Origin of the sequence: Phreatobacter sp. AB_2022a, from assembly GCF_026847585.1 — a bacterium.
GTDB lineage: Bacteria > Pseudomonadota > Alphaproteobacteria > Rhizobiales > Phreatobacteraceae > Phreatobacter.
Map to the genome: position 1 here is coordinate 179,473 of NZ_JAPSET010000002.1, position 25,631 is coordinate 205,103.

The 25,631-nt window shown below is 69.6% G+C and carries 24 protein-coding genes; 8 read left to right on the forward strand and 16 right to left on the reverse strand.

The window, feature by feature from the left end:
• Positions 1 to 2 precede the first annotated feature (2 nt).
• Positions 3 to 2,096, reverse strand: a complete 2,094-nt coding sequence (locus OZ671_RS02235) for a hydantoinase/oxoprolinase family protein (RefSeq protein ID WP_268859202.1) — start codon at positions 2,094 to 2,096, stop codon at positions 3 to 5.
• A gap of 93 nt (positions 2,097 to 2,189) precedes the next feature.
• The gene (locus tag OZ671_RS02240) at positions 2,190 to 2,630 is read right to left on the reverse strand and encodes a MarR family winged helix-turn-helix transcriptional regulator (protein WP_268859203.1); all 441 of its coding nucleotides are present in this window, start codon (positions 2,628 to 2,630) and stop codon (positions 2,190 to 2,192) included.
• A 100-nt stretch (positions 2,631 to 2,730) separates the two neighbouring features.
• Between OZ671_RS02240 and OZ671_RS02245 the strand changes: the two genes are divergently transcribed.
• The gene (locus OZ671_RS02245) at positions 2,731 to 3,444 is read left to right on the forward strand and encodes a DUF1428 domain-containing protein (RefSeq protein WP_268859204.1); all 714 of its coding nucleotides are present in this window, start codon (positions 2,731 to 2,733) and stop codon (positions 3,442 to 3,444) included.
• A gap of 171 nt (positions 3,445 to 3,615) precedes the next feature.
• Here the strand turns inward: OZ671_RS02245 and OZ671_RS02250 are convergent, their stop codons facing one another.
• Positions 3,616 to 4,548 carry a LysR family transcriptional regulator gene (locus OZ671_RS02250; RefSeq protein WP_328286332.1) on the reverse strand — a complete coding sequence of 311 codons (933 nt, stop codon included), beginning with the start codon at positions 4,546 to 4,548 and terminating at the stop codon, positions 3,616 to 3,618.
• Between the two features lie 85 nt (positions 4,549 to 4,633).
• Between OZ671_RS02250 and OZ671_RS02255 the strand changes: the two genes are divergently transcribed.
• Positions 4,634 to 5,512 (forward strand): NmrA family NAD(P)-binding protein, encoded by an 879-nt coding sequence (locus tag OZ671_RS02255; protein ID WP_268859206.1) that lies wholly within the window; start codon positions 4,634 to 4,636, stop codon positions 5,510 to 5,512.
• 92 nt (positions 5,513 to 5,604) lie between these two features.
• On the opposite strand, the gene OZ671_RS02260 is transcribed toward OZ671_RS02255, so the two are convergent.
• From OZ671_RS02260 to OZ671_RS02300, 9 genes are all read right to left on the reverse strand, one after another.
• Positions 5,605 to 7,311 carry an IlvD/Edd family dehydratase gene (locus tag OZ671_RS02260; RefSeq protein WP_268859207.1) on the reverse strand — a complete coding sequence of 569 codons (1,707 nt, stop codon included), beginning with the start codon at positions 7,309 to 7,311 and terminating at the stop codon, positions 5,605 to 5,607.
• A gap of 131 nt (positions 7,312 to 7,442) precedes the next feature.
• Positions 7,443 to 8,891, reverse strand: a complete 1,449-nt coding sequence (locus OZ671_RS02265; protein ID WP_268859208.1) for an aldehyde dehydrogenase — start codon at positions 8,889 to 8,891, stop codon at positions 7,443 to 7,445.
• 36 nt (positions 8,892 to 8,927) lie between these two features.
• Positions 8,928 to 9,641, reverse strand: a complete 714-nt coding sequence (locus OZ671_RS02270) for an ABC transporter ATP-binding protein (RefSeq protein ID WP_268859209.1) — start codon at positions 9,639 to 9,641, stop codon at positions 8,928 to 8,930.
• Positions 9,634 to 10,362, reverse strand: coding sequence for an ABC transporter ATP-binding protein (locus tag OZ671_RS02275; protein ID WP_268859210.1), 729 nt, complete (start codon positions 10,360 to 10,362; stop codon positions 9,634 to 9,636). The genes OZ671_RS02270 and OZ671_RS02275 overlap by 8 nt, the downstream gene beginning before the upstream one ends.
• Positions 10,359 to 11,291, reverse strand: coding sequence for a branched-chain amino acid ABC transporter permease (locus OZ671_RS02280; RefSeq protein ID WP_268859211.1), 933 nt, complete (start codon positions 11,289 to 11,291; stop codon positions 10,359 to 10,361). Before OZ671_RS02280 ends, OZ671_RS02275 begins: the two co-directional genes overlap by 4 nt.
• Positions 11,288 to 12,163 carry a branched-chain amino acid ABC transporter permease gene (locus tag OZ671_RS02285; RefSeq protein WP_268859212.1) on the reverse strand — a complete coding sequence of 292 codons (876 nt, stop codon included), beginning with the start codon at positions 12,161 to 12,163 and terminating at the stop codon, positions 11,288 to 11,290. The genes OZ671_RS02280 and OZ671_RS02285 overlap by 4 nt, the downstream gene beginning before the upstream one ends.
• Positions 12,164 to 12,225: 62 nt before the next feature.
• On the reverse strand, positions 12,226 to 13,461 hold the full coding sequence (locus OZ671_RS02290; RefSeq protein ID WP_268859213.1) for an amino acid ABC transporter substrate-binding protein: 1,236 nt from the start codon (positions 13,459 to 13,461) through the stop codon (positions 12,226 to 12,228).
• Between the two features lie 93 nt (positions 13,462 to 13,554).
• A complete protein-coding gene (locus OZ671_RS02295) occupies positions 13,555 to 14,589 on the reverse strand; it encodes a Bug family tripartite tricarboxylate transporter substrate binding protein (protein ID WP_268859214.1) in 1,035 nt (344 codons plus the stop codon).
• Positions 14,590 to 14,666: 77 nt separating this feature from the next.
• Positions 14,667 to 16,391, reverse strand: coding sequence for a thiamine pyrophosphate-requiring protein (locus OZ671_RS02300; protein WP_268859215.1), 1,725 nt, complete (start codon positions 16,389 to 16,391; stop codon positions 14,667 to 14,669).
• Positions 16,392 to 16,540: 149 nt separating this feature from the next.
• On the opposite strand from OZ671_RS02300, the gene OZ671_RS02305 reads away from it, so the two are divergent.
• The 4 genes from OZ671_RS02305 (at position 16,541) to OZ671_RS02320 (ending at position 19,229) form a co-directional block, all read left to right on the forward strand.
• Positions 16,541 to 17,029 (forward strand): MarR family winged helix-turn-helix transcriptional regulator, encoded by a 489-nt coding sequence (locus OZ671_RS02305; protein ID WP_268859216.1) that lies wholly within the window; start codon positions 16,541 to 16,543, stop codon positions 17,027 to 17,029.
• A gap of 195 nt (positions 17,030 to 17,224) precedes the next feature.
• Positions 17,225 to 18,436, forward strand: coding sequence for a pyridoxal-phosphate-dependent aminotransferase family protein (locus OZ671_RS02310; protein ID WP_268859217.1), 1,212 nt, complete (start codon positions 17,225 to 17,227; stop codon positions 18,434 to 18,436).
• 122 nt (positions 18,437 to 18,558) lie between these two features.
• The gene (locus OZ671_RS02315) at positions 18,559 to 18,819 is read left to right on the forward strand and encodes a type II toxin-antitoxin system VapB family antitoxin (RefSeq protein ID WP_328286333.1); all 261 of its coding nucleotides are present in this window, start codon (positions 18,559 to 18,561) and stop codon (positions 18,817 to 18,819) included.
• Positions 18,816 to 19,229: a type II toxin-antitoxin system VapC family toxin gene (locus OZ671_RS02320; RefSeq protein ID WP_268859218.1), complete on the forward strand. Its 414-nt coding sequence runs from the start codon at positions 18,816 to 18,818 to the stop codon at positions 19,227 to 19,229. Before OZ671_RS02315 ends, OZ671_RS02320 begins: the two co-directional genes overlap by 4 nt.
• A 36-nt stretch (positions 19,230 to 19,265) precedes the next feature.
• On the opposite strand, the gene OZ671_RS02325 is transcribed toward OZ671_RS02320, so the two are convergent.
• The 3 genes from OZ671_RS02325 to OZ671_RS02335 form a co-directional block, all read right to left on the reverse strand.
• Complete coding sequence (locus OZ671_RS02325) at positions 19,266 to 20,321, reverse strand: Gfo/Idh/MocA family protein (RefSeq protein ID WP_268859219.1); 1,056 nt, start codon at positions 20,319 to 20,321, stop codon at positions 19,266 to 19,268.
• A 112-nt stretch (positions 20,322 to 20,433) separates the two neighbouring features.
• Positions 20,434 to 21,720 (reverse strand): chorismate-binding protein, encoded by a 1,287-nt coding sequence (locus tag OZ671_RS02330; protein WP_268859220.1) that lies wholly within the window; start codon positions 21,718 to 21,720, stop codon positions 20,434 to 20,436.
• A 130-nt stretch (positions 21,721 to 21,850) separates the two neighbouring features.
• Positions 21,851 to 22,783, reverse strand: coding sequence for a LysR family transcriptional regulator (locus OZ671_RS02335; RefSeq protein ID WP_268859221.1), 933 nt, complete (start codon positions 22,781 to 22,783; stop codon positions 21,851 to 21,853).
• 226 nt (positions 22,784 to 23,009) lie between these two features.
• Between OZ671_RS02335 and OZ671_RS02340 the strand changes: the two genes are divergently transcribed.
• Positions 23,010 to 23,963, forward strand: coding sequence for an NAD-dependent epimerase/dehydratase family protein (locus tag OZ671_RS02340; RefSeq protein WP_268859222.1), 954 nt, complete (start codon positions 23,010 to 23,012; stop codon positions 23,961 to 23,963).
• A gap of 26 nt (positions 23,964 to 23,989) precedes the next feature.
• Positions 23,990 to 25,336: an aspartate aminotransferase family protein gene (locus OZ671_RS02345; protein ID WP_268859223.1), complete on the forward strand. Its 1,347-nt coding sequence runs from the start codon at positions 23,990 to 23,992 to the stop codon at positions 25,334 to 25,336.
• Between the two features lie 13 nt (positions 25,337 to 25,349).
• On the opposite strand, the gene OZ671_RS02350 is transcribed toward OZ671_RS02345, so the two are convergent.
• Positions 25,350 to 25,580, reverse strand: coding sequence for a hypothetical protein (locus OZ671_RS02350; RefSeq protein ID WP_268859224.1), 231 nt, complete (start codon positions 25,578 to 25,580; stop codon positions 25,350 to 25,352).
• Positions 25,581 to 25,631 lie beyond the last annotated feature (51 nt).

Genomic DNA, 25,631 nt, shown 5'->3' on the forward strand with positions numbered 1-25,631 from the left:
CCTCAGGCTCCGAATTCCAGCACGATGCAACCGATGGCGTCGCGGTGGACGCGGGCATCCGGCGGCACGACGATGGTGGCGTCATATTCCTCGATGATCAGGGGACCCTGCTGCGGCTCGCGGCCGACCGCCGCGCGCGGCACGATGCCGACCGGCACCGGCTTCTCGCCACGGGCGAAGGCGACCTCGCGGGTGCGCGCCTTCGCGGCGCCCGGCCGGTGGGCGATCGTCATGGCGGCGAAATCCAGCCGGTTGCCGCGCAGGCCGCGGCCGATGACGCGCAGCTTCATCAGCTCGATCGGCGTCTCGTCGCGATAGCCGTAGGTCTTGAAATATTCGGCGACGAAACGCTCGGCGATCTCGCCGATATCCTCGCCCTCGAAGGCGACGGGCAGTTCCGTCGCCTGCCCCTCGTGGCGCAGGTCCGCCTCCCAGAGGAAGGCCTGGCGTTCGGGCGGATAGCCGTCGCCGGAGAGCCGGCCGGCCACCTCGGCGGCAAGGCCCGCCTTGAGGGCGGCGAGCTCGGCCGGCGTCATGGCCGCGAGCGGCCGGGTGACGGTGGCGAGGGCGGTGTGCTCGACATCGGAGGCGAGCATGCCGACTGCGCAGAAGATGCCCGAGAGCGGCGGCACCACCACCCGGGGGATGCCGAGCTGACGGGCGAGGTCGGGCGCGTGCACGCCGCCATTGCCGCCGAAGGCCATGAGGGTGAGGTCGCGCGGGTCGCGGCCGCGCTCGACGGTGACCGCGCGCACGGCCCGCGCCATGGCGGCGTTGGCGACCTGGCGGATGCCGTGGGCGGCGTCGGCCATATCGAGGCCGAGCGGCCGCGCGACATGCTCACCGATGGCCTGTTCCGACAGGGCCCGGTCGATCGCCAGGCGCCCGCCGGCCAGTTCCTCGGCATTGACGAAACCGAGCACGACATTGGCGTCGGTGACGGTCGGCCGGTCGTTGCCGAGGCCATAGCAGGCCGGGCCCGGCACGGCGCCGGCCGATTGCGGCCCGACGGTGAGAAGGCCGCCCTTGTCGATGCCGGCCATGGAGCCGCCGCCGGCGCCGACCTCGGCAATGTCGATGGCGGGAACCTTCAGCATGTAGCCACCGGCCTTGATGAACCGGCTGGAAGCCGACATGCCGTCCCGGAACTCGTATTCCGAGGTCATGGTCGGCCGGCCGTCCTCGATGATCACGGCCTTGGCGGTGGTGCCGCCCATGTCGAAGACGATAATGTCGCGCTCGTCGCGGGCAAGGCCGAGCCTTGCCGCGCCGACCACGCCGCCGGCCGGGCCGGATGCGACCACCAGGACCGGCTTCTCGCAGGTGGCGCCGGCCGCCAGCATGCCGCCGTTGGAGGTCATGACCAGGATCGGTGCGGCGATGCCGGTGGCGCGCAGGCCCGCTTCCAACTTCTGGAGATAGGCGCGCATCGCCGCCAGCAGATAGGCGTTCACCACCGTCGTGCTGGTGCGCTCGTATTCCTTCATCTCCGGCAGCACCGCGCAGGAGGTGGTGATGAGCAGATCGGGGAAATGGCGGCGGAGAATGTCTTCGGCGGCCCGCTCGTGGACGGGATTGCGGTAGCTGTTGATGAAGCAGATGCCGACCGCCTCGATGCCGGCCTCGACCAGCGCGCGCCCGGCGGCGATCACCTCGGCCTCGACCAGCGGCTCGACCACCGTGCCGTCCGCGGCGAGCCGCTCGGTGACCTCGAGCCTGTGGCGGCGCGGCACCAGCGGCTTCGGCTTGTCCCAGGTGAGGTCGAACATGTCGGGCATCCGGATGCGGCCGATCTCCAGGACGTCGCGAAAGCCGCGGGTGGTGATCAGGCCGGTGCGGGCGCCCGAGCGCTGCAGGATGGTGTTGGAGCCGACAGTCGTGCCGTGCAGCACCTCGGCGACGCGCGCCGGCGCGATGCCGAGCTCGGCGAGGAGCTGGGCGAGCCCCTCGACCACGGCCCGGCTCGGATCGTCCGGGGTCGAGGACACCTTGCTCTCGTGGACGAGGCCGTCCTCGGTGGTGAGCGCGATATCGGTAAAGGTGCCGCCGATATCGACGGCAACCCGGACATGCCCGCTCGTCTGATCGCCCGCCATCGTCCCCTGCCGTCTAAACTAACCAGTTAGTCAATAACAGCGCCAAGCGGGGATGACGTCAAGAGGCGATAAGGGGTGGCGACCAGAGAATGGTCAGGCGAGCGCGCCGAGGGCCGTGCGCAGGCCCTTGCCGTCGATCGTGCCGAGTTCCGCGTCGACTGCCGCGTGGGTGTCGCGCCAGATCGGCACGGCCGCGGCGAGCAGTGTCCTGCCCTCGGCAGTCAGCGCCAGCAGGCGGCTGCGCCGGTCCGCCGGGTCGACCTTGAGGACCACGAGCCCGCGCCGCTCCAGGGGCTTCAGGTTGGCCGTGAGGGTCGTGCGGTCCATGGCGAGCAAGGTCGCCACCGAGCCGATCGGCGGCGGATCCGGCCGGTTGAGCGACATCAGGAGCGAAAACTGGCCGCTGGTGATGCCGACCGGCCGCAGGGCCACGTCGAAGCGGCGGGCGAGCGAGCGCGCGGCCCGCTGCGTCGCAAGGCACAGGCAATGATCGCGGACGTGATGGGTGACTTCGAGCGGGACGGCGTTTGACATGAATCAAATATGTTGATATCAACCTATCTCGTCAAGCACAAAGCGGCCCGCCAGGCGGCGCCGGGGGCCTTTCCGACCCGACAATCATCAGGATGACGTCATGGCCTATGTGGAAGGTTTCGTCGCGGCAGTCCCCGCTGCGAACAAGGACGCCTATCTGGAGCACGCAACCGAAGCCGCGGTCATCTTCAAGGATCACGGTGCAACGCGGGTGGTCGAAGCCTGGGGCGACGCGGTGCCCGAAGGCAAGGTGACCGACTTCAACCGCGCGGTGAAGGCCAAGCCCGGCGAGGTCATCGTCTTCTCCTGGATCGAATTTCCGAGCAAGGCGGTGGCCGAGGAGGCCTTCCAGAAGTTCATGGCCGATCCGCGCGCCGAAGGCATGGGCGCGCGCATGCCGTTCGACGGCCAACGCATGATCTATGGCGGCTTCAGCCCGATCGTGGACAGCAAGGGTAGCATCAAGCCGGGCTACATCGATGGGATGCTGCTGCCGGTGCCCGAAAGCAACAAGACTGCCTACCAGGAACTCGCCAACCGGGCGCAGGCGATCTTCGTCGAGCATGGCGCGAGCCGCGTGGTCGAGGCCTGGGGCGAGGATGTGCCGGACGGCAAGGTCACCGACTACAAGGGCGCCGTCAAAGCGGAAGGCGACGAGAACGTCGTCTATTCCTGGGTCGAGTGGCCCTCGAAGCAGGCCCGCGACGATGGCTGGCAGAAGATCATGGCCGACGAGCGCATGAACGGCGGCGGCGGGCTCTACGACGGCAAGCGCATGGTCTATGGCGGCTTCGCGCCGATCCTCGACGCCTGAGGTCGGGGTCGGCCGCGCCTGCCCTGACGCCGACGTTCGCCTCGTTTCCTTGGTGAGGCCGAGGCGAACTTCGAGGCCAATAGGCGCTTGAAGCTGAAGCTCGCTCGGCGCTCGCGGCGCGCTTCAGGTGCGCGCCCGGGCACCATGCGACCGACAGCGCGCCTTTCGGCCTCAGCCCCTGGCGCCGGCGACGGACGGCATGTCCATCGCGGCCGCCACGACGGCGCGTCTCAACCATCTATGCCGCGGCGCATCCTGCTGCCGCACATGCCAGGCAAGGCTCATCGTGACACGCTCGAGATCAAGGGGCGGCGGCAACGACACGAAGCGCCTCATGTCGGCGGCCGCGCGTGCCAGGCTCGACGGCAAGGTCATGACGAGGTCGGAGCGCGCGGCGATCTCGACCGCCGCGAAGAAGTTCGGTACGCGCAGCCTCACCCGCCGCGTTCGTCCCATTTGCGCCAGCGCCTCATCGACCGGCGCGGACCCGACCCCGGTAACGCTGACCACGATATGCTCGAGCGCGAGGAAGCGATCGAGCGTGAGGTCTCCGGCGAGCGCAGGGTGATGTGCCCGCATGAGCGTCACGAGCTCTTCGTCATAGAGACGGCGTCGCCGGATGCCAGCCGGCGCCTCGTCGATCAGCGCCACCATCGCATCCGCGGCGCCGTGCTCCAGCGCTTCGATCGGGTTCACGCCCGGCGCGATGATATCGAGATCGAGCAGTGGCGCCTCGCCCGCAAGGCGGGCGAGCAGGCGCGGCGCGAGCACGACGGCCTGCAGATCCGGCATGAGAAGCCGGATCCGCCCCGTCGCGGTAGCCGGATAGAACCTGTTCGCCTCCAGCATGTCGCCGACATCCGCCAGGATCCGGCGCAGCGCGGGCCGCGCCCCTTCGGCACGGGCGCTCAGGACATAGCCACCGGGCCCATCGACCAGCAGCGAATCCGAAAACAGCGCACGCAATCGCGCGAGCGCCCGGCTCGCGGCCGGCTGGCTCATGCCGAGCCGGTGGGCGGCACGTGTGACATTCCTCTCGTCCAGCAGCGCCTGGAGCACCACCAGCAGATTGAGATCGGTCCCACGTAAATCCACTTCGCGCATTTTGACTATATAGAGCATGCATTGGACGCATGGAACGACCACACCTATCCGTTTTCGCCATTGAACAACGGATGGAGGTGCCATCATGCATGTCGTGCTTGGAGCAAACGGACGGGCCGGCGGCGAGGTCGCCCGCGCCTTGATCGGCAGCGGCGAAGCCGTGCGTGTTGTCCTGCGCCACCGGGAGCAGGGCGAAAAATGGTCTGCCCTCGGCGCGGAGGTCGCCGTCGCGCGCATCGAGGATATCAGCGCGATGGCCGCGGCGCTGAACGGCGCCACGGGCGCTTTCCTGCTCAATCCGCCGCCGGTGGCGGGGGATCCTTACGCCCGCACGGAAGAACTCGGCGCTGCGCTGGCCGAAGCGGCGCGGCGGGCGGCCCTGCCGAAGGCCGTCGTCCTGTCGTCGGTCGGAGCGCAGCATGCCACCGGCACCGGCGTCATTGTGACGCTCAACCGGCTCGAAGCCCTGCTCGACGGCGTGGCCCCGGCGACCGCCTTCCTGCGGCCGGGCTATTTTGTCGAGACCTGGGGCGAGGTGGCGGAAGCGGCAAGATCGGAAAGCACGCTTCCGACCTTTCTCGAACCTTCGCAGAAAATCCCGATGGTGAGCACCATCGATGTCGGACGCACGGCGGCGGCCTTGCTTCGCGAGACGTGGACCGGCAGGCGGATCGTCGAGCTCGGCGGCCCCGCAGAGTGGAGCGCCAGCGACGTGGCGGCGGCCTTCGCGAGCGTTCTCGGCCGCCCGGTCACGCCGGTGTTCGTCGCGCCGGAGCGCCGCGCCGCATTGCTCGCCGCGGAAGGCGTGCCCGGCGAAGTGGCGAGCGCGCTGCTCGGCCTGTATGAGGGCATAGCCAACGGCCTGATCGTGCACCAGGCCGGCAACGAACACCGGCGCGGCACGACGTCGCTGACGACCGCCATAGAGCGTGTCCTCGTGCCGGTCGAACCGGCGCACCGCTGACCTCGGCCACCTCACGCGTCTTGCGCGAGCGGCCCGCCGGACAGGCTTTCGCCAGGATCCAGGGGCGCCCGGCCGCCTCCGCGCCTATCGCGTCACGCCCCGTCCTCGGCGACGAGGAAATCGAAGTCGCAGCCTTCGTCCGCCTGCAGCACGCTGTCGTGGAAGAGCCGGGCGTAGCCGCGCTTCGCCCAGGCCGGGCGCTCGGGCGGCGGCAGGGCGGCGCGACGCGCGGCAAGCTCGGCCTCGTCGACCAGCAGGTCGATGCGGCGTCCGGCGACATCGAGCCGGATCATGTCGCCGGACCGGACCAGGGCGAGCGGCCCGCCGACCGCCGATTCCGGCGTCATGTGCAGCACGATGGTGCCAAAGGCCGTGCCGCTCATGCGCGCGTCGGAAATGCGCACCATGTCCTTGACGCCCTGGCGGCCGAGCTTTTTCGGGATCGGCAGGTAGCCCGCCTCCGGCATGCCCGGCGCGCCCTTGGGACCGGCATTGCGCAGCACCAGCACATCGTCCGCCGTCACGTCGAGATCGGGATCGTCGATGCGATTGGTCATGTCCTCGACCGATTCGAACACCACCGCCCGGCCGGTATGCTGCAGCAGGCGCTGGGTTGCCGCTGCCTGCTTGATGACGGCCCCGCGCGGGGCGAGATTGCCGCCGAGCATGGCCATCGAGCCTTCGGCCTTGATCGGATTGTCGCGCGGCCGGATGACGTCCTGGCCGGGCACGTCCTCGGCCGCCGCGGCGATCTCGCCGAGCGTCCTGCCAGACACCGTCATCGCCGCGCCGTCGATGAGATCGCCGAGCTGCTTCAGGAGCTTCGGCACGCCGCCGGCATGGTGGAAATGCTCCATGTAATGGGCACCGGACGGCTTCAGGTCGACCAGCACGGGCACCTTTCGGCCAAGCTGGTCGACCAGGTCGAGATCGAGCCGGTGCTTCGTCCTGGCGGCGATGGCGGAGAGATGGATGACGCCATTGGTCGAGCCGCCGATTGCCTGCATCACGACCGCGGCGTTGCGGAAGGCGGCCGGCGTCAGCAATTCGCTGGGGCGCGGCCCGCCGGCGACGGCCAGTTCCGCCGCCCGCCGGCCGCTCGCCTCCGCCGAGCGGATGCGCTCGGCATGGGGCGCGGGAATGGAGGCGCTCATCGGCAGGGAAAGGCCGAGCGCCTCGGTGACGCAGGCCATGGTCGAGGCCGTGCCCATGACCATGCAGGTGCCGACCGAGGGTGCCAGCCGGCCGTTGACCACCTCGATCTCCTCGGCATCGATCTCGCCGGCGCGATGCATGCCCCAAAGGCGACGGCAGTCGGTGCAGGCGCCGAGCACCTCGCCCTTGTGATGGCCGACCACCATCGGTCCGACCGGCACCACGATGGTCGGCAGGTCGACGCTGGCCGCCGCCATGATCTGCGCCGGCAGCGTCTTGTCGCAGCCGCCGATGATCACCACCGCGTCCATCGGCTGGGCGCGCACCATCTCCTCGGTGTCCATCGCCATCAGGTTGCGCAGGAACATGGAGGTGGGATGGGCGAAGCTCTCGGCGATCGAGATGGTCGGGAACACCATCGGCATGCCGCCGGCCAGCATGACGCCGCGCTTCACCGCCTCGATGAGCTGCGGGGCATTGCCGTGGCAGGGATTGTAGTCGCTGTGGGTGTTGGTGATGCCGACGATCGGCCGGTCCAGCGCGTCGTCGGAATAGCCGGCCGCCTTGATGAAGGCCTTGCGCAGGAACAGCGAGAACCCCGCATCGCCGTAACTGGTCAGGCCCTTGCGCAATCCCTTGGTCATCCGCTGCTCCCGCTGCACCATTGTCGCCGGGCGATTATCATTCGCCCCGCTAAAGGATTAAACGGGGAGCGGCCACGAGGCCAGCCGCGGCACGGCAGGGAGCCCCTGCGCGCGCCGCCGGCCGGCGTCCGTCAGAACGGATAGGGCCTCGGCCCGGTCTGGATGGTGATCCAGCGCAGCTCGGTGAAGGCATCGACCGCGGCCGTGCCGCCGAAGCGGCCGTAACCGGAGGCCTTCATGCCGCCGAACGGCATCTGGGCCTCGTCATGCACCGTCGGTGCGTTGATGTGGCAGATGCCGGCCTCGATGCGCTTCGCCACCCCGAGCGCGCGGCCGATGTCGCGGGAGAACACCGCGGAGGACAGGCCATATTCGGTATCGTTGGCGACCCGGATCGCCTCCTCGTCGCCGCCGACACGCACGACCGAGACGACCGGGCCGAAGCTCTCCTCGCCATAGATGCGCATGGCCGGCGTGACATGGTCGACGATCGTCGCCGGCATGACCGTACCCTCACGCGTGCCGCCGGCGGCAATATGCGCGCCCTTCGCCGTGGCGTCGCCGATCAGCTCGACGACACGGTCGGCCGCGGCCGTCGAAACCAGCGAGCCGAGCACGACCTGGCCGCGCGGATCGCCTGACGGCAGCGACTTCGCCTTGGCGGCGAACTTCGCGACGAAGGCGTCGGCGACCTTGGCGTCGACCACGATGCGTTCGGTCGACATGCAGATCTGGCCCTGGTTCATGAAGGCGCCGAAGGCCGCCGCCTTGACCGCCTCGTCGAGATCGGCATCGTCGAGAATGACCAGCGGCGCCTTGCCGCCGAGCTCCAGCAGCGCGGGCTTCAGGTGGCGCGCCGCGGTTTCGGCAATGATCCGGCCGACCCGTGTCGAGCCGGTGAAATTGACCCGCTTGACCGCGGGATGGGCGATCAGCGCCTCGACGACGGCGGGGGCGTCGGCGGGGGCATTGGTGACGACGTTGAGGACACCCGGCGGCAGGCCGGCCTCGTTCAGCACCGCGCCGATCAGCTGATGGGTCGCCGGACAGAGTTCCGAGGCCTTGAACACCACCGTATTGCCACAGGCGAGCGGCATGGCGAGCGCGCGCACGCCGAGGATGACAGGCGCGTTCCACGGCGCGATGCCGAGGATGACGCCCACCGGCTGCCGGACCGCCAGCGCCAGGTTGTTCGGCTTGTCGGACGGGATGACGTCGCCGGTGATCTGGGTCGTCATCGCGCCGGCCTCGCGCAGCATGCCGGCGGCGAGCGAGACGTTGAACATGGCCCAGCCGCGGGTCGCGCCGATCTCGGTCAGCATGGCCTGGACGAAATCCTCGGCCCGGGCCTCCAGCGCCGCGGCGGCGGCGAGCAGTTTCGCGCGCCGCTCGTTCGGCCCGGTCGTCGACCAGGCCGGGAAGGCCGCGGCGGCGGCATCCGCCGCCGCCCGGGCATCGGCGGTGCCGGCGGCCGCCGCGCGCGAGGCGATCGCGCCGGTCATCGGATCGAGCCGGTCGAAGGTGCGGCCGTCGCTCGCCGCGACCTCGCGGGCATCGATCATCAGGTTGACGTGTTTCATGGCAGCTCCTTCATGGCTTCGGGCTCGTTCAAAGCATCAGGCTTGGCCGCCGAGATAGGCGGCGGCGACCTTCGGATCTTCGGCAAGCGCCGCCGCCGGGCCCTGGCCGACGATGCGGCCATTGGCGATGAGATAGGCACGGTCGGCCAGCTTCAGGCTGCGGCGCGCATTCTGCTCGACGATGAGGATGGCCATGCCGGCGGCTCTCACCCGGCCGAGCACCTTGAACAGCTCGGCCGTCATCAGCGGCGAGAGGCCGAGCGAGGGTTCGTCCAGCATCAGGAGAACGGGCGCCGACATCAGGGCCCGGCCGATCGCGACCATCTGCTGTTCGCCGCCCGACATGGTATGGACGCGCTGGCCGAGCCGTTCGGCGAGCCGCGGGAAGAGCGCGAGAACGCGGTCGAGATTATCCGTCTCGCCGGCCCTGGCGCGGCGCGGAAAGGCGCCGAGCCCGAGATTTTCCCTGACCGTCAGGTCGGCGAAGATGCCGCGTCCTTCGGGAACCAGCGCAACGCCGGCCTCGACGATCAGGTGCGGCGCCAGGCCGACCAGCGGCCGGCCGTTCAGCGTGATGCGCGCGCCGGCGGCCGCCGGCGTCAGTCCGGCAATGACCTTGAGCAGCGTCGACTTGCCGGCCCCGTTGGCGCCGAGAATGGCGACGGTCTCCCCGGCTCCGACATGGATGTCGACGGCATCGACGGCGACATGCGGCCCATAGGCCGCGGTGAGCGCGCCGACCTCAAGCATCGTCGTCTCCGAGATAGGCGCGGATGACGGCCGGCTCGGCGAGCACGGCGGCGGTCGGACCTTGAGCGATGCTGCGGCCGGCATTCATGACGATGCAGCGCCCGCACAGCGCGCGGATCGCGTCCATCACGTGCTCGACCATGATGATGGCGATGCCCTCCGCCGCGATCGAGCGGATCAGCGCGATGCCATCCCTGAGCTCGGTCGGGTTGAGGCCGGCGAGCCACTCGTCGAGCAGCAGCAGCTTCGGCCTGCCGGCGAGCGCGCGGGCCAGCTCCAGCCGCTTCTGGTCGATATAGGTGAGGCGCGCCGCCGGCAGGGCGGCACGGTCGCCAAGCCCGACGCGCTCGATCAGCGGCCGGGCCCGGGCGAGTGCTTCGGCCGGCGCGCAGGGCGCCGCGCCGAACATGGCACCGACGGCGACGTTCTCGGCGATCGACAGCGAAGGCATGACGCGGACGAGCTGGAAGGTGCGGGCGATGCCGGCGCGGGCGATGCGATAGGCGGGCTCCGCCTCGATCGCCCGGCCGTCGAAACGGATGGTGCCGGCATCGGGCTTCAGGTTGCCGGTGATCAGGTTGAGCGCGGTGGTCTTGCCGGAGCCGTTCGGCCCGACGAGACCGACCACCTCGCCCGGCCCGACCGAGGCGTCGAGCCCGTCGACCGCCTTCAGGCCGCCGAAGGCCCTGGCGAGACCGGAGATCGTGATGAGCGCGGTCATGGCTGCGGCTCCGCGCTCGCACGCCGGCCGGCAAGGCCGCGCAACAGGCCGGAAACGCCGTCGGGCACGAAATAGACGACCAGCAGGAAGGTCGTCCCGAGCAGGATCGAGAAATAGTTCGGGAAATTGGCCGAAAGCACCTCGAACAGAAGGACCAGCGGGATGACGCCAAGCAGCGGCCCATACAGCCGGCCGGCGCCGCCGAGCAGCGCCATGATCAAGACCTGGAACGAGACGATCGGATTGAAGGCGATGGTCGGATCGACATAGGTCCAGCGTGGCGCCATGACCGCGCCGGTCAGCGTCATGAAGGTGGCGCTGACGATGAAGACGGCGACCTTGGCGCGGGTCGCGTCGACGCCGGCATGGCGCGCCACCGTCTCGTCCTCGCCGATGGCGCGCAGGGCCCAGCCGAGCCGCGAGCGGCCGATGGCGAGGCCGGCGAGGAAGACGGTGACGCAAAGCGCGGTGAGCAGCCAATAGATGTCGCGCTGGCTGATGTCGACAAAGATGAACCGGCCCACCGTGCCGCCGAACTTGGCTTCGGCCCAGGTGACGAGCTGACGGACGAGCTCGGCGAGGCCGAAGGTGAAGATGACGAAATAGACCCCGGACAAGCGCAGGGTGGAAAGGCCGACCACCGCTGCGACGAGCGCGCCGGCCAGGGCCGCCACGGCGAGCACGGCCGGCCAGGGCAGCGCCTCGCCGAGAAAGGCCATGCAATAGGCGCCGAGCCCGAAGAAGGCGACGGTGGCCAGCGAGACGTAGCGGGTCGGCCCGGAGAACAGCGCCCAGGCGGTGGCGAGCGCGGCATACATCAGAATGTTGATGGCGAGCGACTGCCAGTAGGCGTCGAGCACGAGCGGCAGCGGCGCCAGCGCGAGCCCCACGGCGATGACGGCGAGCGGCGCTTTCAGGTCGTGCCTCATCGGGCCGCCCTGCCGAAGAGCCCGGTCGGCCGGATCAGCAGCACGACGAGAAACAGGGCGAAGTTGATGGCGAGCGTCAGGCCGGTATCGACGAAGGCGCCGCCGAAGGCCTCCGCCAGGCCGAGGATGAGGCCGGCGGCCAGCGCGCCGAGGAGGTTGCCGACCCCGCCCATGATCACCACGATCAGCGCCTTCATGGTGAAGACGACGCCCATTGCAGCATTGAAGGTGAGGAACATCGAGACGAGCACGCCGGAGGCGCCGACGAGGGCGCCGCCGAGGGCGAAGGCGAAGGCGGCGAAGGCCGCGGTGTCGATGCCGACGAGGCTCGCCGAAGCAGGGCTGGCGGCGACCGCCCGCACCGCGGTGCCGATGCGCGTGCGGGTGAGCAGAAGATAGAGCCCCGCGCCGAGCAGAAGCGCGACGAGCGCCGCGAGCAGCCGGTTGGCGGCCATGGTCGTGCCGACGATCTCGACGGGGACGGCCAGATAGGAATAGCTGAAATAGGTGCCGCCGAAGATCACCAGCAGCACGCCCTGCACGACGAAGAGCAGGCCGAAAGTCGCCAGGATCGTATCGACCTCCAGCGCGCCGGCATCGGGCGCGCGGCGCACCAGCGGCGTCATCAGCCAGCGATAGACGAGCCAGTTGGCCGCGAACGAGGCCGGCATCACCACGGCGAGCGCCAGGATCGGGTTGATGCCGACCGCGGTGAACAGGACATAGGCGGCGAAGGCGGCGGCGACGGTGAATTCGCCATAGGCGAGATTCATGATCCGCGCGACGCCATATTGCAGCGACAGGCCGATCGCGATCAGCGCATAGATGCCGCCGAGGACGAGGCCGGACAGTACGACATCGACAAGATGCATGGAGAACCCGTTGTTGCCGCGGCGGCCCGCGAGCCGCCGCGCCGCTTGGCGATCCCGTCGCGTCAGGCCTGCGACCAGGCGGGTTTCGGAAATTTCGCCGCCTCGACGCCGGCAAGGCCTGGCGGGGCGACGGCGACGAACTGGTCGCCCTGCCACTGGCCGACCCAGGCCTGCTCGATGCGCTGGTTGTCCTTCAGCTTGATGGTGCCGACGATGGTCTCGAAGGTGCCGCTGCCGATCTCCTTGATCAGCGCGGCGCGATCGACCGAGCCGATGCGCTCGATCGCCTGCTGCAGCACTTCGAGCGAGGCATAGGTGACGGGAGAGGCCCAGCCGTCCGGCGGCCGGCCGACCGCCTGGACGTGGCGGGCGACGTAGTCCCGGATCTTCGGGCTGGACATGTCGACGCCGCCGATGCCCATGACGCCCTCGGCATTCGCCCCGAAGCGCTGCTTGAACAGCGGAAAGGCGGTGCCGACGGCGGTGTAGAAGACCTTCGGATTGAGCTTGGCGATGCGGGCCTGCTCGGTCAGCGCCAGCGTGTCGGGCGGATAGGAGAAGGCGATGAACACCTCCGGATTGAGCCGGGCCGCCTCGACCGCGAGCGGCGCGAGGTCCTGGCTGCCGAGCGGGTACTGGCGGTCCATGACCAGCTCGAAGCCGGCCTGTTTCAGCGCGGGACGCGCGACATTGACGAGCTCGATGCCGAACTGGTCCTGCACCGAGACGAGGGCGACGGTCTTGCCGAGGCCGTTCGAGCGGGTGAGCGCGGTGAGCTTGGCGACCAGCGCCTCCGCTGCGGCCGAGGAACGGCCGAGAAAAAAGAAGGCGTTGGGCCAGCGCTTGGCGAGCTCGGGAATGCGCTCGGTGACCGAGGTGACGGCCAGGTGAGGATAGCCGGCGCGGTTGAGAATCGGCCCGACGGCGAGATTGAGCCCCGTGCCCCAGGGCGGCAGGACGATATCGACCTTGTCCTGGTTGATCAGCCGCTCGACGTTGCGTACGGCCTCTTCGGACTGCGAGCGGTCGTCATATTCGACGAGCTCGACCGGCCGGCGCGCACTGCCGACGCGCAGGCCGCCGGCGTCGTTCACGGTCTTCGCCCAGAGCTGGTAGTTCGGCAGCGTCGTGACGTTGGCGCCGCCGGCGTTCGGCCCGGTCTTGGAAATCGAAAAGCCGATCCTGACCGGTCCCGTGCCCTGGGCGCGGGCACCGGTCCCAAGCACCGCGACCGCCGCGAGGCCGCCGACAGCCCCGCCGATCACACCCCGGCGATCAGGCCTGAAAAAATCCGACATGATGTCCCTCCCTCACAGGTGCCGGCGCTGTCGTCCGGCCTTGCCCCTCGATGCCGCCAGGGCGTCTTGCGCGCCCGCTGCGGCCCGTCTCCGTCATTCCGAGATCCTGATGCCGGCCGACTTGATCACCGGCGCCCACAGCTTCTCCTCCTCGCGCATCGCCTCGGCGAGCGCCTCGGGGCCGGTGGCGACGGGCGTCGAGGCGATCTCGGCGAGCCGGGCGGTGACCGCCGGATCGCGCAGCGCGGCATTGAGGCCGGCCGTCAGCCTGTCGATCACGGGCTGCGGCGTCTTCGCCGCCGTGTAGAAGGCGAACCAGGAATGCATCTCGAAGCCGGGCAGGACGCTGGCGATCGGCGGCACGCCCGGCAGGGCGGCGAGCGCCTGCCCGGTGGTGACGCCGAGCGCACGCACCTGGCCGCCGCGGATCTGCGGCGCCGAGACGGTGAGCGTGTCGATCATCATGTCGAGCCGGCCGCCGATGAGATCGGTCATGGCCGGGCCGGCGCCGCGATAGGGCGCATGCACCATGTCCACCTTGGCGAGATATTTGAACATCTCGCCGGCCATGTGGATGGAGGTGCCGATGCCGGCCGAGCCGAAGGTGAGCTTGCCCGGATTGGCGCGGGCACGCGCCAGGATGTCCTGCAGCGACCGGTCGGGCGAGGTTGCCGGCACGACCAGGACGTTGGGCACCGTGATCGCCATGGTGAGCGGCGCGAGATCCTTGAAATTGTCGATCGGCATGCGCGCATAGAGCAGGTGGTTGATCGCCACCGAGCTCGAGGTGATGAGCAGCGTGTGGCCGTCGGGGTCGCTGCGCGCGACCTCCGCGCCGGCAAGATTGCCGCCGGCCCCGGCGCGGTTCTCGACGATGATGTTCTGGCCCCATTCGGCGGTCAGCCGGTCGGTCAGGTGGCGGGCGACGATGTCGGCCGCGCCGCCGGCCGGAAAGGCCACGACGATGCGGACATTGCGCGTCGGCCAGCCTTGCGCGCGGGCAAGCGACGGCGCCGCCAGCGCCGTGCCGAAACCAAGGCCCGCTTCGAGCAGCCGCCGGCGATCGATCCGCCCTGCCGCAAGGCTCGTTCCGGGCATTCCGCCCGCGGCCCGTCTATTCAGGACCATGTCATCCTCCCTTGTCGTTTCCCCTGCCCGCCGGCGATCGTTGGTCGCCACCGATCGGGCCTTCGAGACGGAGCCCGCTACCCCTCCATGAGATGCGGCAGCCAGACGTCGAGCACGGCGGCGCGGCCTTCGCGCTTCACGGCATCGAGCCCGGCGGCGATGGCCGGCTCGAGCGCGTCCGCCGTCTCGACCTTGGCGGCGAAGGCGCCGCCCGCGGCGGCGGCGATGGCCGAATAGTCGGGCGGCGGATCGAAGGCGACGCCGATATCGTCGGACCGGCTGGCATAGCCCTGCGGATGCACGGCCAGCGTCGAATAGCGCGGGGCGCGCCAGCCGCGGTTGTTGAAGACGACATGCAGGAAGGGCGTGCGATACTGCCGCGCCATCCAGTGCACGGTGGACGGCTGCGAGAACATGTAGGACCCATCGCCGGTCATGGCGATGACGGTTCTCTTCGGGTCGGCGAGCTTGGCGCCGATCGCCGCGCCGCCGGCCCAGCCGAGATTGCCGCCGCCGGAATTGAGCATCTGCCCGGCGCGCCGCGGCGCGATGTGGTTGACCACGACGGGATAGTTGGTGATGCCCTCGTTCAGCACCAGCGTGTCGTCGTCGACATGGGCGCGGATGGCGGCGGTCAGATATTCGGCGGTGATCCGGTTGTCGGACGGCCTTGCCTCCAGCCGCCGCAGCCGAACGCGCCGCGCCTCGTGCAGGGCGGTGTAGTGGGACCGCCTCTCGGCGAACTGGCCGGCGTCGAGCCCGATCGCATCGGCGAGGTGGCTCAGCTGGTCGAGCACCGTCTCGACATGAGCGCGGAACACGCGCCGCGCCGGGATCGACCAGAGCGGCATCTGCTCCTTCAGCGGATCGACGTCGATGTGCCAGATGCGGGCATCAGCCCGCGGCCGGGAAACGGTGGGGATCCACGGCACGTCGGAATCGAGCACCAGGACGAGATCGGCCTCGGCCAGCAGCGGGTTCTGCACCGGCTCGTTCCACTGGCAGCCCTGATACATCGGGTCGTCATGCGGCAGGTTGACGGCGTTCGGCACCGATTCCAGCACGGCGATGCCGAGCCGGCCGACGAGGCGCTGCAGAGCGCCGACCGCGCGGATATTGCGGCCGAGATAGGAGGTGACGACGAGCGGCCGGCGCGCCCGCTTCAGATCGTCCAGCAGTTCGCCGACCGCGCCGGGCGGCAGCGCCGCCGGCGCGATGGGCGCCCAGTCGGCGACGTCGGCCGCGACCTCCGGCACCTCCTCCTCCATGACCTCGCGGGCACCCATCAGATAGACCGGGCCCTTGGGATCGGACTGGGCGAACTGCAGGGCCCGCCAGGTGAGCTGCTTGACGTTGCGGCCGGTGCGGATCTCGTTGTCGTATTTCATGTAGCCGCGCACCAGCCCGCGCTGGTCGTGGACGTCCTGGATCCACTGGATGAATTCGTTGCGGCTGCCGGTCATCTCGCCGAACTGGGTGAACGGCGAGGCGCCGGCGAAGATCAGCACCGGCACGCGCGCCTTGGCGACGTTGTGGACGGCGCCGGCGAGCGACTGCGTGCCGCATTCGACATGGACGATGACGGCCTGTGCCTGGCCGGAGACCTGCGCGTGCCCCTGGGCGGCCGAGAGTGCCACCATCTCGTTCGGACATGTGATCACGGCCGGTACGCGCCGGCCATGGGCGCGCGCCTCGGCCAGCGCCTCGACGAGGCCGGGATGGTCACTGCCGAGATTGACGAAGAGATAGCTGACGCCGGCGGCATCGAGAGCGTCCAGAAAGGCGGTCGAGGCTGTGTACATCAGGGATCACCGGCGGTTGCAGAAGATAGTTTGATATCCGACAGTCCATGTCAAGACGGTCTTGCATGCACCGATCCGCCATGCGATTTGAAGATCGTCAGACCGCGCGCGGCCCCTCGCCGGCGCCGACAGGAGCGACAGGGGACCTCATGGCCAAACGCCCGGCCCAGCCGGCTGCCGAAACCGCGACCGATGACGATGCGGTGCGCCTCGGCCCCTTGAGCAACCTCGTCGGCTTTCACCTGCGCCTCGCCCAGGAAGCCTCGTTCCGCGCCTTTGCCGCCCGGGTCGGCGACCCCAATCTGAAGCCGCGGCGGTTCGCCATCCTGACCCTGATCAGCGCCAATCCCGGCCTGACCCAGACCGCGCTCGGACGGGCCAGCGGACGGGACAAGTCGACACTGACGCCGGCGCTCGACGATCTCGTCAAGCGCGGCCTGGTGCACCGCGACCGCGCCGCCAACGACCGCCGCAGCTATACGCTGACGCTGACCGCCGCGGGCGAGGCGCTGCTCGCCGAGCTGACCGCCCGCGCCGCCGAGCACGATGCCGAGCTCGACCGGATCGTCGGCGCCGACCAGAAGGCCGACTTCATCCGGACGCTCCGGCGCATCACCATGGCGCTCGGTCCCGCCTGACCGCGGCAGGGCTGCGCGCCACCAGCGGTCGGGCATGAAGCTCCTCCCCTGAGCGAAATGCGGACGAGCCTTGCGCCCGCGGCATCCGGCGCGGCTGGCGGCCGGCGACCGGCGCGGGTAGAAGGGTGCCTTCTGTCACCGGCCGCGTTCCGCGCCGCGCCACGGGCGCCGCCGTGCGGCGATGAGGAGCTGTTCATGACTGTCGCCAACGGCCGCGCCCTGCTCGCGATCCCCGGCCCGACCAACATTCCCGACCGGGTGCTGCAGGCGATGATCCGGCCGGCCGAGGAGATCTATACCGGCGCGATGGTCGACCTGACCGACGGCCTGCTCAACGATCTCCGGCGCGTGTTCCGCACCAAGGCGCGCACCTACATTTACGCCGCCAACGGCCATGGCGGCTGGGAAGCGGCGATCAGCAACGTGCTCTCGCGCGGCGACAAGGTGCTGGTGCTGGCGAGCGGCCGCTTCGCGATCGGCTGGGGCGAGATGGCGCGCTTCATGGGCGCCGATGTCGAGGTGCTGGAAGGGTCCTGGCGCGGATCGGTCGACCCGGCCGCCGTCGAGGACAGGCTGCGCCGCGACACGCAGCATGCGATCAAGGCCGTGCTGATGGTGCAGATCGACACCGCCTCGGGCGTCGTCAACGACGTCGCCGCCGTGCGCAAGGCGATCGACGCGGCCGGCCATCCGGCGCTCTACATGGTCGACGGCGTCGCCTCCGTCGCCTGCATGCCGTTCGAGATGGACGCCTGGGGCGTCGATGTCGCCATGTCGGCCTCGCAGAAGGGCCTGATGACGCCTCCCGGCCTCGCCTTCGTCGCCGCCAACGACAAGGCGCATGCGGCCCACGAGAGGGCCGGCATGAAGACCCTCTACTGGGACTGGACGGCGCGCCAGCAGCCGCCCCACTACATGAAATATTGCGGCACGCCGCCGGAGCACCACCTGTTCGCGCTGAGGGCGGCGCTGGACATGATCTTCGAGGAGGGGCTCGAGGCCGTCTGGCGGCGCCACGCCCTGCTGGCGCAGGCGACCCATGCGGCGGTCGGCCGCTGGGCGGAAGGCCAGGTGCTAGGCTTCAACGTCACCGAGCCCGGCCAGCGCGCCGCCTCGGTGACGCCGGTGCTCGTCCAGGGCGTCGCGCCCACGCGGATCGCCGAATTCACCGAGAAGGTCTGCGGCGTGACGCTCGGCTCGGGCATCGGCGAGCTTGCCGACAAGGCATTCCGCATCGCCCATATGGGCCATGTCAACGCGGCCATGGTGATCGGCGCGCTGGGCGCCATCGAGACCGCGCTGAAGGCGCTCGACATTCCCCACGGCGCCGGCGGCGTCGATGCGGCGGTCGCGGCCCTTGCGGCGGGCACCGGCGCGGTGCAGCGCGAAGCCGCCGCGGCGAGCTGAGCCTGTCCTGGAACATTACGGAGCGCCAACCGCCCGAGCATCGGATAGACGCGCCGAAAATCGTTCCGGTGACGATGACGATCCGGTATTTCGACCGTCACTGTTGAACGTTCGGACTGAGCATCAAGACCGAGGAAGCGGACCGGCTGGCGCGGGAATTGTCCCGCCTGACGGGCGAAGCCATGACGGATGCCATCACGCAGGCCATGCGCGAGCGGCTGGAACGGCTGCGCGCCGAGAAGGAAGTGCAGGCTGACTATGTTTCGCGCATGAAGGCTTTCGTCCGTGCGCGCTCCCACCGCTACGACCGTCGCCCGGTCACGAAACAGGAATGGGATGAAGCGGTCGGCAGCACGCCCAAGGAGCCAGGTTTCTCCCGATGATGATCGTCGATGCGTCCGTCATCGTTGCGATCATGTTCGAGGAAGCGGAAGCGCTCGACTGCATGGCCGCCCTCCAAACCGATGCGTCGCGCCTCATATCGGCGGTGAATTACGTCGAGGCGGGCACTATCTTGGCGGGCAGGATCAAGGATGGCGATCGGCACGAGGCAATTGCCGATCCGGACGCGCTTCTAGCCGACTTCCGCATTGCCATTGCCCCTACGGATGAAAGCCTCGCGCGTGCTGCGATGAGAGCGCGTCTGGACTATGGCAAGGGATTCGGAACGCGGGGCGGCCTGAACTTCGGCGACTGCTTTGCTTATGCCCTCGCCAAACGGCATGCGGCCCCACTTCTGTATGTCGGCGACGACTTTGCGCTGACCGATGTTCAGTCCGCATTGTCGCGGTAGTGGACCGCCATAAGCTTTTTCGCCCGGATACGGCCGCTACGCACCGGCCACCCGGTCGAGCACCACCGGCGCCCCCGTCCTGGCCGCCGCATGCACGGCAAGGGTCACCTCCAGCGTGCGCGTGCCGTCGGCGGCCGAGATCACCGGCTGCTCCTCGCCGCGGACGACGGCACAGAGATGCCGGATCTGCTCGGCATAGGGATCGGCCCGCTCCACCGCCACGGTCTCGCGCGCGATCGGCTCGTGCCAGCCGGCTTCGCCCGGGTAATGCCAGAGATCGAGATGCGGCAGGGTCAGGGAGGCCTTCGTGCCCGCAAGATAGTGCGAGTTCACCCTCGCCGGCAGTTCCGGATAGAGCCGGCTCTCGCGCGAGGACATGTCCCAGCTCCATGGCGCCGCGGCCGCGTCGGACAGCGTCACCGTGACGAGGGCTCCGCCGGCGAGCCGCAGGATCACCGCGGCGCTGTCCTCGACCTCGAAGGCGCGGATCGCGTTGGAGGTGACCGCCAGGACGGCTTCCACCTCGCCGCAGACGAAACGGATGAGGTCGATCTCGTGGATGAGGTTGATCAGGACCGGACCGCCACCGGCGCGCCGGCGCCAGTCGAGTTCGAAATAGCTGTCGGGCTTCAGGAAGGTCGACAGGACCGCGACCGAGGCGAGCCGCCCGAGCGCTCCGGATTGCACGAGATCGCGCGCGCGGCGAATGACCGGATTGTGCCGGCGATGGTGGCCGACGAGCACCGGCACGCCGGCCGCCTCCGCCGCCGCGGTCAGGTCCCGAGCCTCGGCCAGCGTGCTGGCGATAGGCTTTTCGACGAGCACCGGAACTCCCGCCTCGATGAAGCCGAGCGCAACCGGCAGATGGGCCTGGTTGGGCGTGGCGACGATGGCCGCATCGACCGTGCCGGCCGCGAGCAAGGCGGCATGGTCGGCGAACCAGGGCACGCCATGGCGTTGGGCGGTCTCCCTGCCCGCCGCGGTCGGATCGACCACGGCGGCGAGCTCGGCCACCTGTCCAGCCGTGATGACATCGGCATGGGCCCTGCCGATGACGCCGGCGCCGACCACCGCGATCCTGACTTTCGACATGTCACGGCTCTCCGCTATCGGCCCCGAAGGCTCGACGCTTTCGGCTGGAATTGCAACCGCGACGCCTGACGGGGATGTCGATGCCGAAACCGTCCGGCGATGGCGGACGCGGTCAGCCGGACGCAACCCGCTCCGCATGCGCCACACCTTCGACCAGGAAGCGCGCCTTGGCCAGAGCCTCGCGATATTCGTCGCCGGCAGACGAGGTGGCGACGATCTTGCCGCCGACGCGCAGCGCGGCCCTGCCCTCGGCCAGCCAGAGCGAGCGGATGACCACCGCAAGGTCGGCCCGCCCTGGCTCGACAAGGCCGACAATGCCGCCGTAAGGACCGCGCGATGTGCCCTCGAGCTCATATCCGAGCTGCGCCGCAGCGCGCTTCGGCCATCCCGAGACGGCCGCAGCCGGGGCGAGCGCAAGGATCGCATCAGCGAGATCGCATCCCTCCGGGAGTTCGGCTTCGAGCGCCGAATAGAGATGCATGACGTGCGAGAAGCGCCGCACTTCGCGATCGACGACACGATCGACCCGACCATCGCGAGCAATCGTCGCAAGCGCCTCCCTCTCGGCCTCGACCACCACGCGATGCTCGGCAGCATCCTTGGGATTTTCCCGGAGATCCTCGGCCGCCGCGGCATCGCGCGCAGCATCGCCGGTGACCGGACGCGTGCCGGCATCGGTTTCCAGGTGCAGCCGCCGGCCGCTGAGATCGAGGAACGCCAGCGGCGAGCTTCCGACAAGCGCAGCGCCGCCATGGTTGAGCACGAAGCCGTATGGTGACGGGTTTGCCGCGGCGAAGGCGCGATAGAGCGCGAAGGGGCTGGCGGCAGTCGGACGGGAAAGGCCGACCGACAGCACGGCGCCTTCGATCATGCCGGTCGCCACTGCGTCTTTGACAGCGTCGACCCGGCGCGCGTGACCGGCGGGATCCATGTCGGCGACCCAGCCGTCGAAAGGCCCGTCCACATGCCCCCGCGGCACGGTGCCGCTCGCGTCGATGAAAGCCGGTCCGTCACCATCGCGGGCCGCGCCAAGCGTCGCCAGCTTCATACCGAGCCTGGCCGGATCCTGGCTGATCAGCCTCAATGCGCCAACGCGATGATCGATATCGAGGCCTTCGACGACGCGCAGGATGAGGTGACCGGGCAGCGCGGCTGCGACGGCCTCCCGGCCGACCAGCGTTTCGAAGCCGGCAAAGACGAAGCAGGGAAAGCTGTCGCGATCGGGCTCCCCTCGCGGCTCGCCGCGACGCAACGCCGCCGCAAAATCCACATCCGCGCCGATGATCTCGACCTCAAGGCCGGCCACCGTCCGGCAAAGCCGGCGCGTCATCGGATCGAAGCGCTGAAACAGGAAGCTGGTCGCCCCGCCGAGCCGCTCGACCGCAAGTATCGGATCCAAGCTGGCGATGTCGCCTTCCGATCGTCCTATCATCGCGGATCCCCGATTGCCTGCCGATTTGGTTCCGGTTCTTGCGGCGATGAGGCCGACGGCGGCAAGCACAGATGCTGCCGCCCCGCATAGCCAGGCGCTATCGGCCCGCGCCCCCGACGACGGTGCAGGGCTCGGCAGCGGCGATGCGGGCGAGCCGGCGGCTCAACGCGCGTTCGAACAGCTCCGTGAAATGGCTGACAGGCCGCTCGTGATTGACATGCAGAAAGATGTCGAAGGCGGGCGGGAAAGCCACCTGCCGCACCGCCACCCGCGCCCGGTCGGCCGACAAAGCCGAGAATTCATCGACGAGCGCGATGCCGAGACCGGCTTCGGCGAGCCCGACCGCGCTTTCCGCAAAACGGACGAGATGTGTGCGGCGGGGGATAGCCGAGGCCGGATCGAGGAAACGCGCCATCACCTGGCCATGCACGGTATGCGGCTCGAATGCGATCAGGGTTTGCCCGGCCAGCGCGATCGGCTCCACCGTCGCACCGAAACGGTCGGACATGTCGCAGGGGACGAGGCAGACGAGCCGCGCATTGCCGACCCGGCTGCTGCGCACGGCGCCATGCGCGATGGGAAAGATCGAAACGGCACATTCGCCAGGACCGTTGAGGACGTAGTCGAGCACCTGCGCGACCGACAGGATTTCCAGATGCACCGTCAGCCCGCCATGCTCAGCGAGCAGCGTGTTCAGGACCTCGGGAACCAGTCGGCGGCCGACGCTCGGCGCTGCGCCAAGCCGCAGCATGGCCGTTTCGCGACGCGCGACCCTGTCGACGCGGCCGACCGCCTGTTCGAGCTGGACGAACGCCCGATCGATCTCGGCCAGAATGGCCGCCGCCTCCGCAGTCGGGTAGATCCGGCCGCCCTGGCGCTGGAACAGCGGCAAGCCGAGCTTGTCCTCGATCCGGGCGATGACATTGGTGACCGTCGGCTGCGCAACGCGCAGGATGCGCGCCGCGCCGACGAAGCTCTTGGCCGTCATCACGGCACGGAACATTTCGATCTGGCGCAGCGTGAGAGACATCGGCGGTTCGGTCCGAAGAAAAGCGGCCGGAGCCTAGCACAAGCAACGAAGCCGGCCTTGGCTAAGGTCTGGACGCGAGCCGCCCTGCTGCGGCATGACTGCCATCCGCCCAGTTCCGGCAGGACTGGAATGACGGCCCTGCCCTTTCGCCGCTCCCCTCCCGGTGCCAACCTCTCCCACCGGCGCTACGAGCGAACGGGGATCGGTCGATCGGGACGGGTGCGCTATGACGATCATGATCACGGGAGGCACAGGCTTCGTCGGCGCGGCGGTCGCCGATCACCTGGCGCGGATGGGGCGGCGCGCGGTCGTCTATGCCGCGGATCCGGCACCGGAAGGCTGGCTGCCCGCGCAGGCGAGCGTGATCATCGCCGACGTGCGCGACGGCGCGGCCGTGAAGGCGGCGATGGCGGCCGAAAAGGTGACCGCTGTGATCCACGCGGCCGCGGTGACCGCCGGACCGCGGCTGGAGGCGGCGATCCCGGACGAGGTGGTCGCGGTCAATGTCGCGGGCACGGCGACCGTGCTCAAGGCGGCCCATGAAATGGGCATCGGCAAGGTGATCCTCGCCTCCTCGGTCAGCGTCTATCCGCTCGACACCAATGGCGAGGGCCGGTTCGATGCCCGCGTCGACCGCCCGGCCCCTTCGGGCCTCTACGGCACGACCAAGCTGGCCGCGGAGCAGGTGGCGCAGCGCCTCGCGGCGGTCTATGGCCTCTGTCTGCCGATCGTTCGCCTCGCCGCGGTCTACGGTCCGTTCGAGCGGCCGACCGCGGTGCGCGAGACGCTCTCGCCCCAGGCCCAGATCGTCGCGCTGGCCGAGCGCGGCGAGGAGGTGCGGCTGTCCCGCCCGGGCTTCGGCGGCTGGCTCTATTCGCGCGACGCCGCCGCCGCGCTGGTGGCGCTGATCGACAAGAAATTCCCGAGCCCGCCGCCGGTCTTCGATCTCGGCGGACCGGAAGTCTTCTCGGCGCTCGATTTCTGCGAAGCGCTGGCGGCGCGCCGGCCCGGCTGGAGCTACCGGATCTGCGAGGACGATCCCAATATCCGCTTCCTGCAGCCGGCCGACCGACGGCCGAGCGACTTCATCCGCCTGCAGGCGGCGACCGGCTTCAAGCCGCGCTACGACCTTGCCGGCGCGGTGCCGGACTATGCGGAATGGCTCGACAAGGCCCACTGAACGGGCCGACAACCGGAGGGAGCATCATGGAGGATGGCGGTCACCGCTGGCTCAACCAGCATCGCAGCGGGCAAAGGCTGCCGAAGGCGGTCGGCGGCGAAGGCGTGCATGTCATCGACGAGACGGGCAAGCGCTACCTCGACGGGTCCTCGGGACCGGCCCTGTTCTGCCTCGGCCACGGCCATCGCGAGGTGATCGAGGCGATCAAGGCCCAGTATGACCGGCTGGCCTTCGGCTATTCGGCCAATTTCACCTCCGAGCCGATCGACGCGCTCGCCGAGGCGATCCTCGAACAGGCCGGCGGCGGCATGAGCCGCGTCAGTTTCGTCTCCGGTGGCTCGGAAGCGACCGAGACGGCCATGAAGATCGCGCTGCAATACCACGTGGCGCGGGGCCATTCCGGCCGCACCCATTTCTTCGCCCGGCGCCAGTCGTGGCACGGCTACACGTTCGGCGCGCTGGCGCTGTCGGGACACCCCGCTCGCCGCAAACCCTATGCCGGCGCGCTGATGGAGGTGACGCATCTCTCGCCGGCCAATGCCTACCGGCCGCCGGCGGGCGTGGCCGAGGCGGATCTCGCCGAGCACCTGGCGCGGGAGTTCGAGCGCGAGATCCACCGCATCGGCGCCGAGCGGATCGCCGCGCTGTTCTTCGAGCCGGTGGTCGGGGCAGCCGGCGGCGCCGTGCCGGCGCCGGAAGGTTATGCCGCGCGGATGCGCGAGATCTGCAGCCGCTACGGCATCCTGATGGTGGCAGACGAGGTCATGTGCGGCGTCGGCCGGTGCGGCACCTGGCGCGCGCTGGCCCATGACGGGGTCGCGCCCGACATCATGTACACGGCCAAGGGCCTCGCCGGCGGTTATGCGCCGCTCGGCGCGGCGCTGATGACCGAGGAGGTCTACCGCACCATTGCCGACACATTCGGTACGGTCGCCAGCGTCCACACCTATTCCGGCCATACCGCGGCCTGCGCCGCCGGCCTGGCCGTCCAGCGGGTGATCCAGCGCGACGGCCTCGTCGACAAATGCCGCAGCGACGGCGACTACCTGATGGGGGCGCTGCGCGAAGCCTTCGGCCAGAACCCGCATGTCGGCGACATCAGGGGCCGCGGCTTCTTCGTGGCGCTGGAATATGTGCGCGACCGCGAGACCAAGGCACCGTTCGCGCCCGAGCTCGGCCTGCAGGCCAAGGTGAAGGAGGAAGCGTTCGCCCGCGGGCTGCTCTGCTATCCCTCGCCCGGCACGGTCGACGGCTACAACGGCGACCATGTCATCCTGGCGCCGCCCTACATCATCTCGCGCGCCGAGATCGACCGGATGGTCGATCTGCTCAAACAGGCAACCGCCGCGGCGCTCTCCCGTATCGCGCGCTGAGGGGCGCGGCCGGTCAGCGCGCGCCGCCGGCGCGTCGCTGATGGGCCGGCGCTGAAAAGCCCTGGGCGCCGGCCAGAATCCCGGCGAGATCCTCGATCGCCGCCGCGACGCCCTCGACAGTGCGATAGTCGGCGCCATGCAACGGCAGCACATCGAGCGCCCGCAGACATTCGCGCCGCGCTTCGTTCAGCGCGGCGAGCAGCCGTTCATCGTCGACCAGGGCGACGGATCGCTTGCCGCTCATCGTTTGCCGATCCCCTAGCTGTTGTGCGCCGCAGCGTGATGGCGGGCCGAC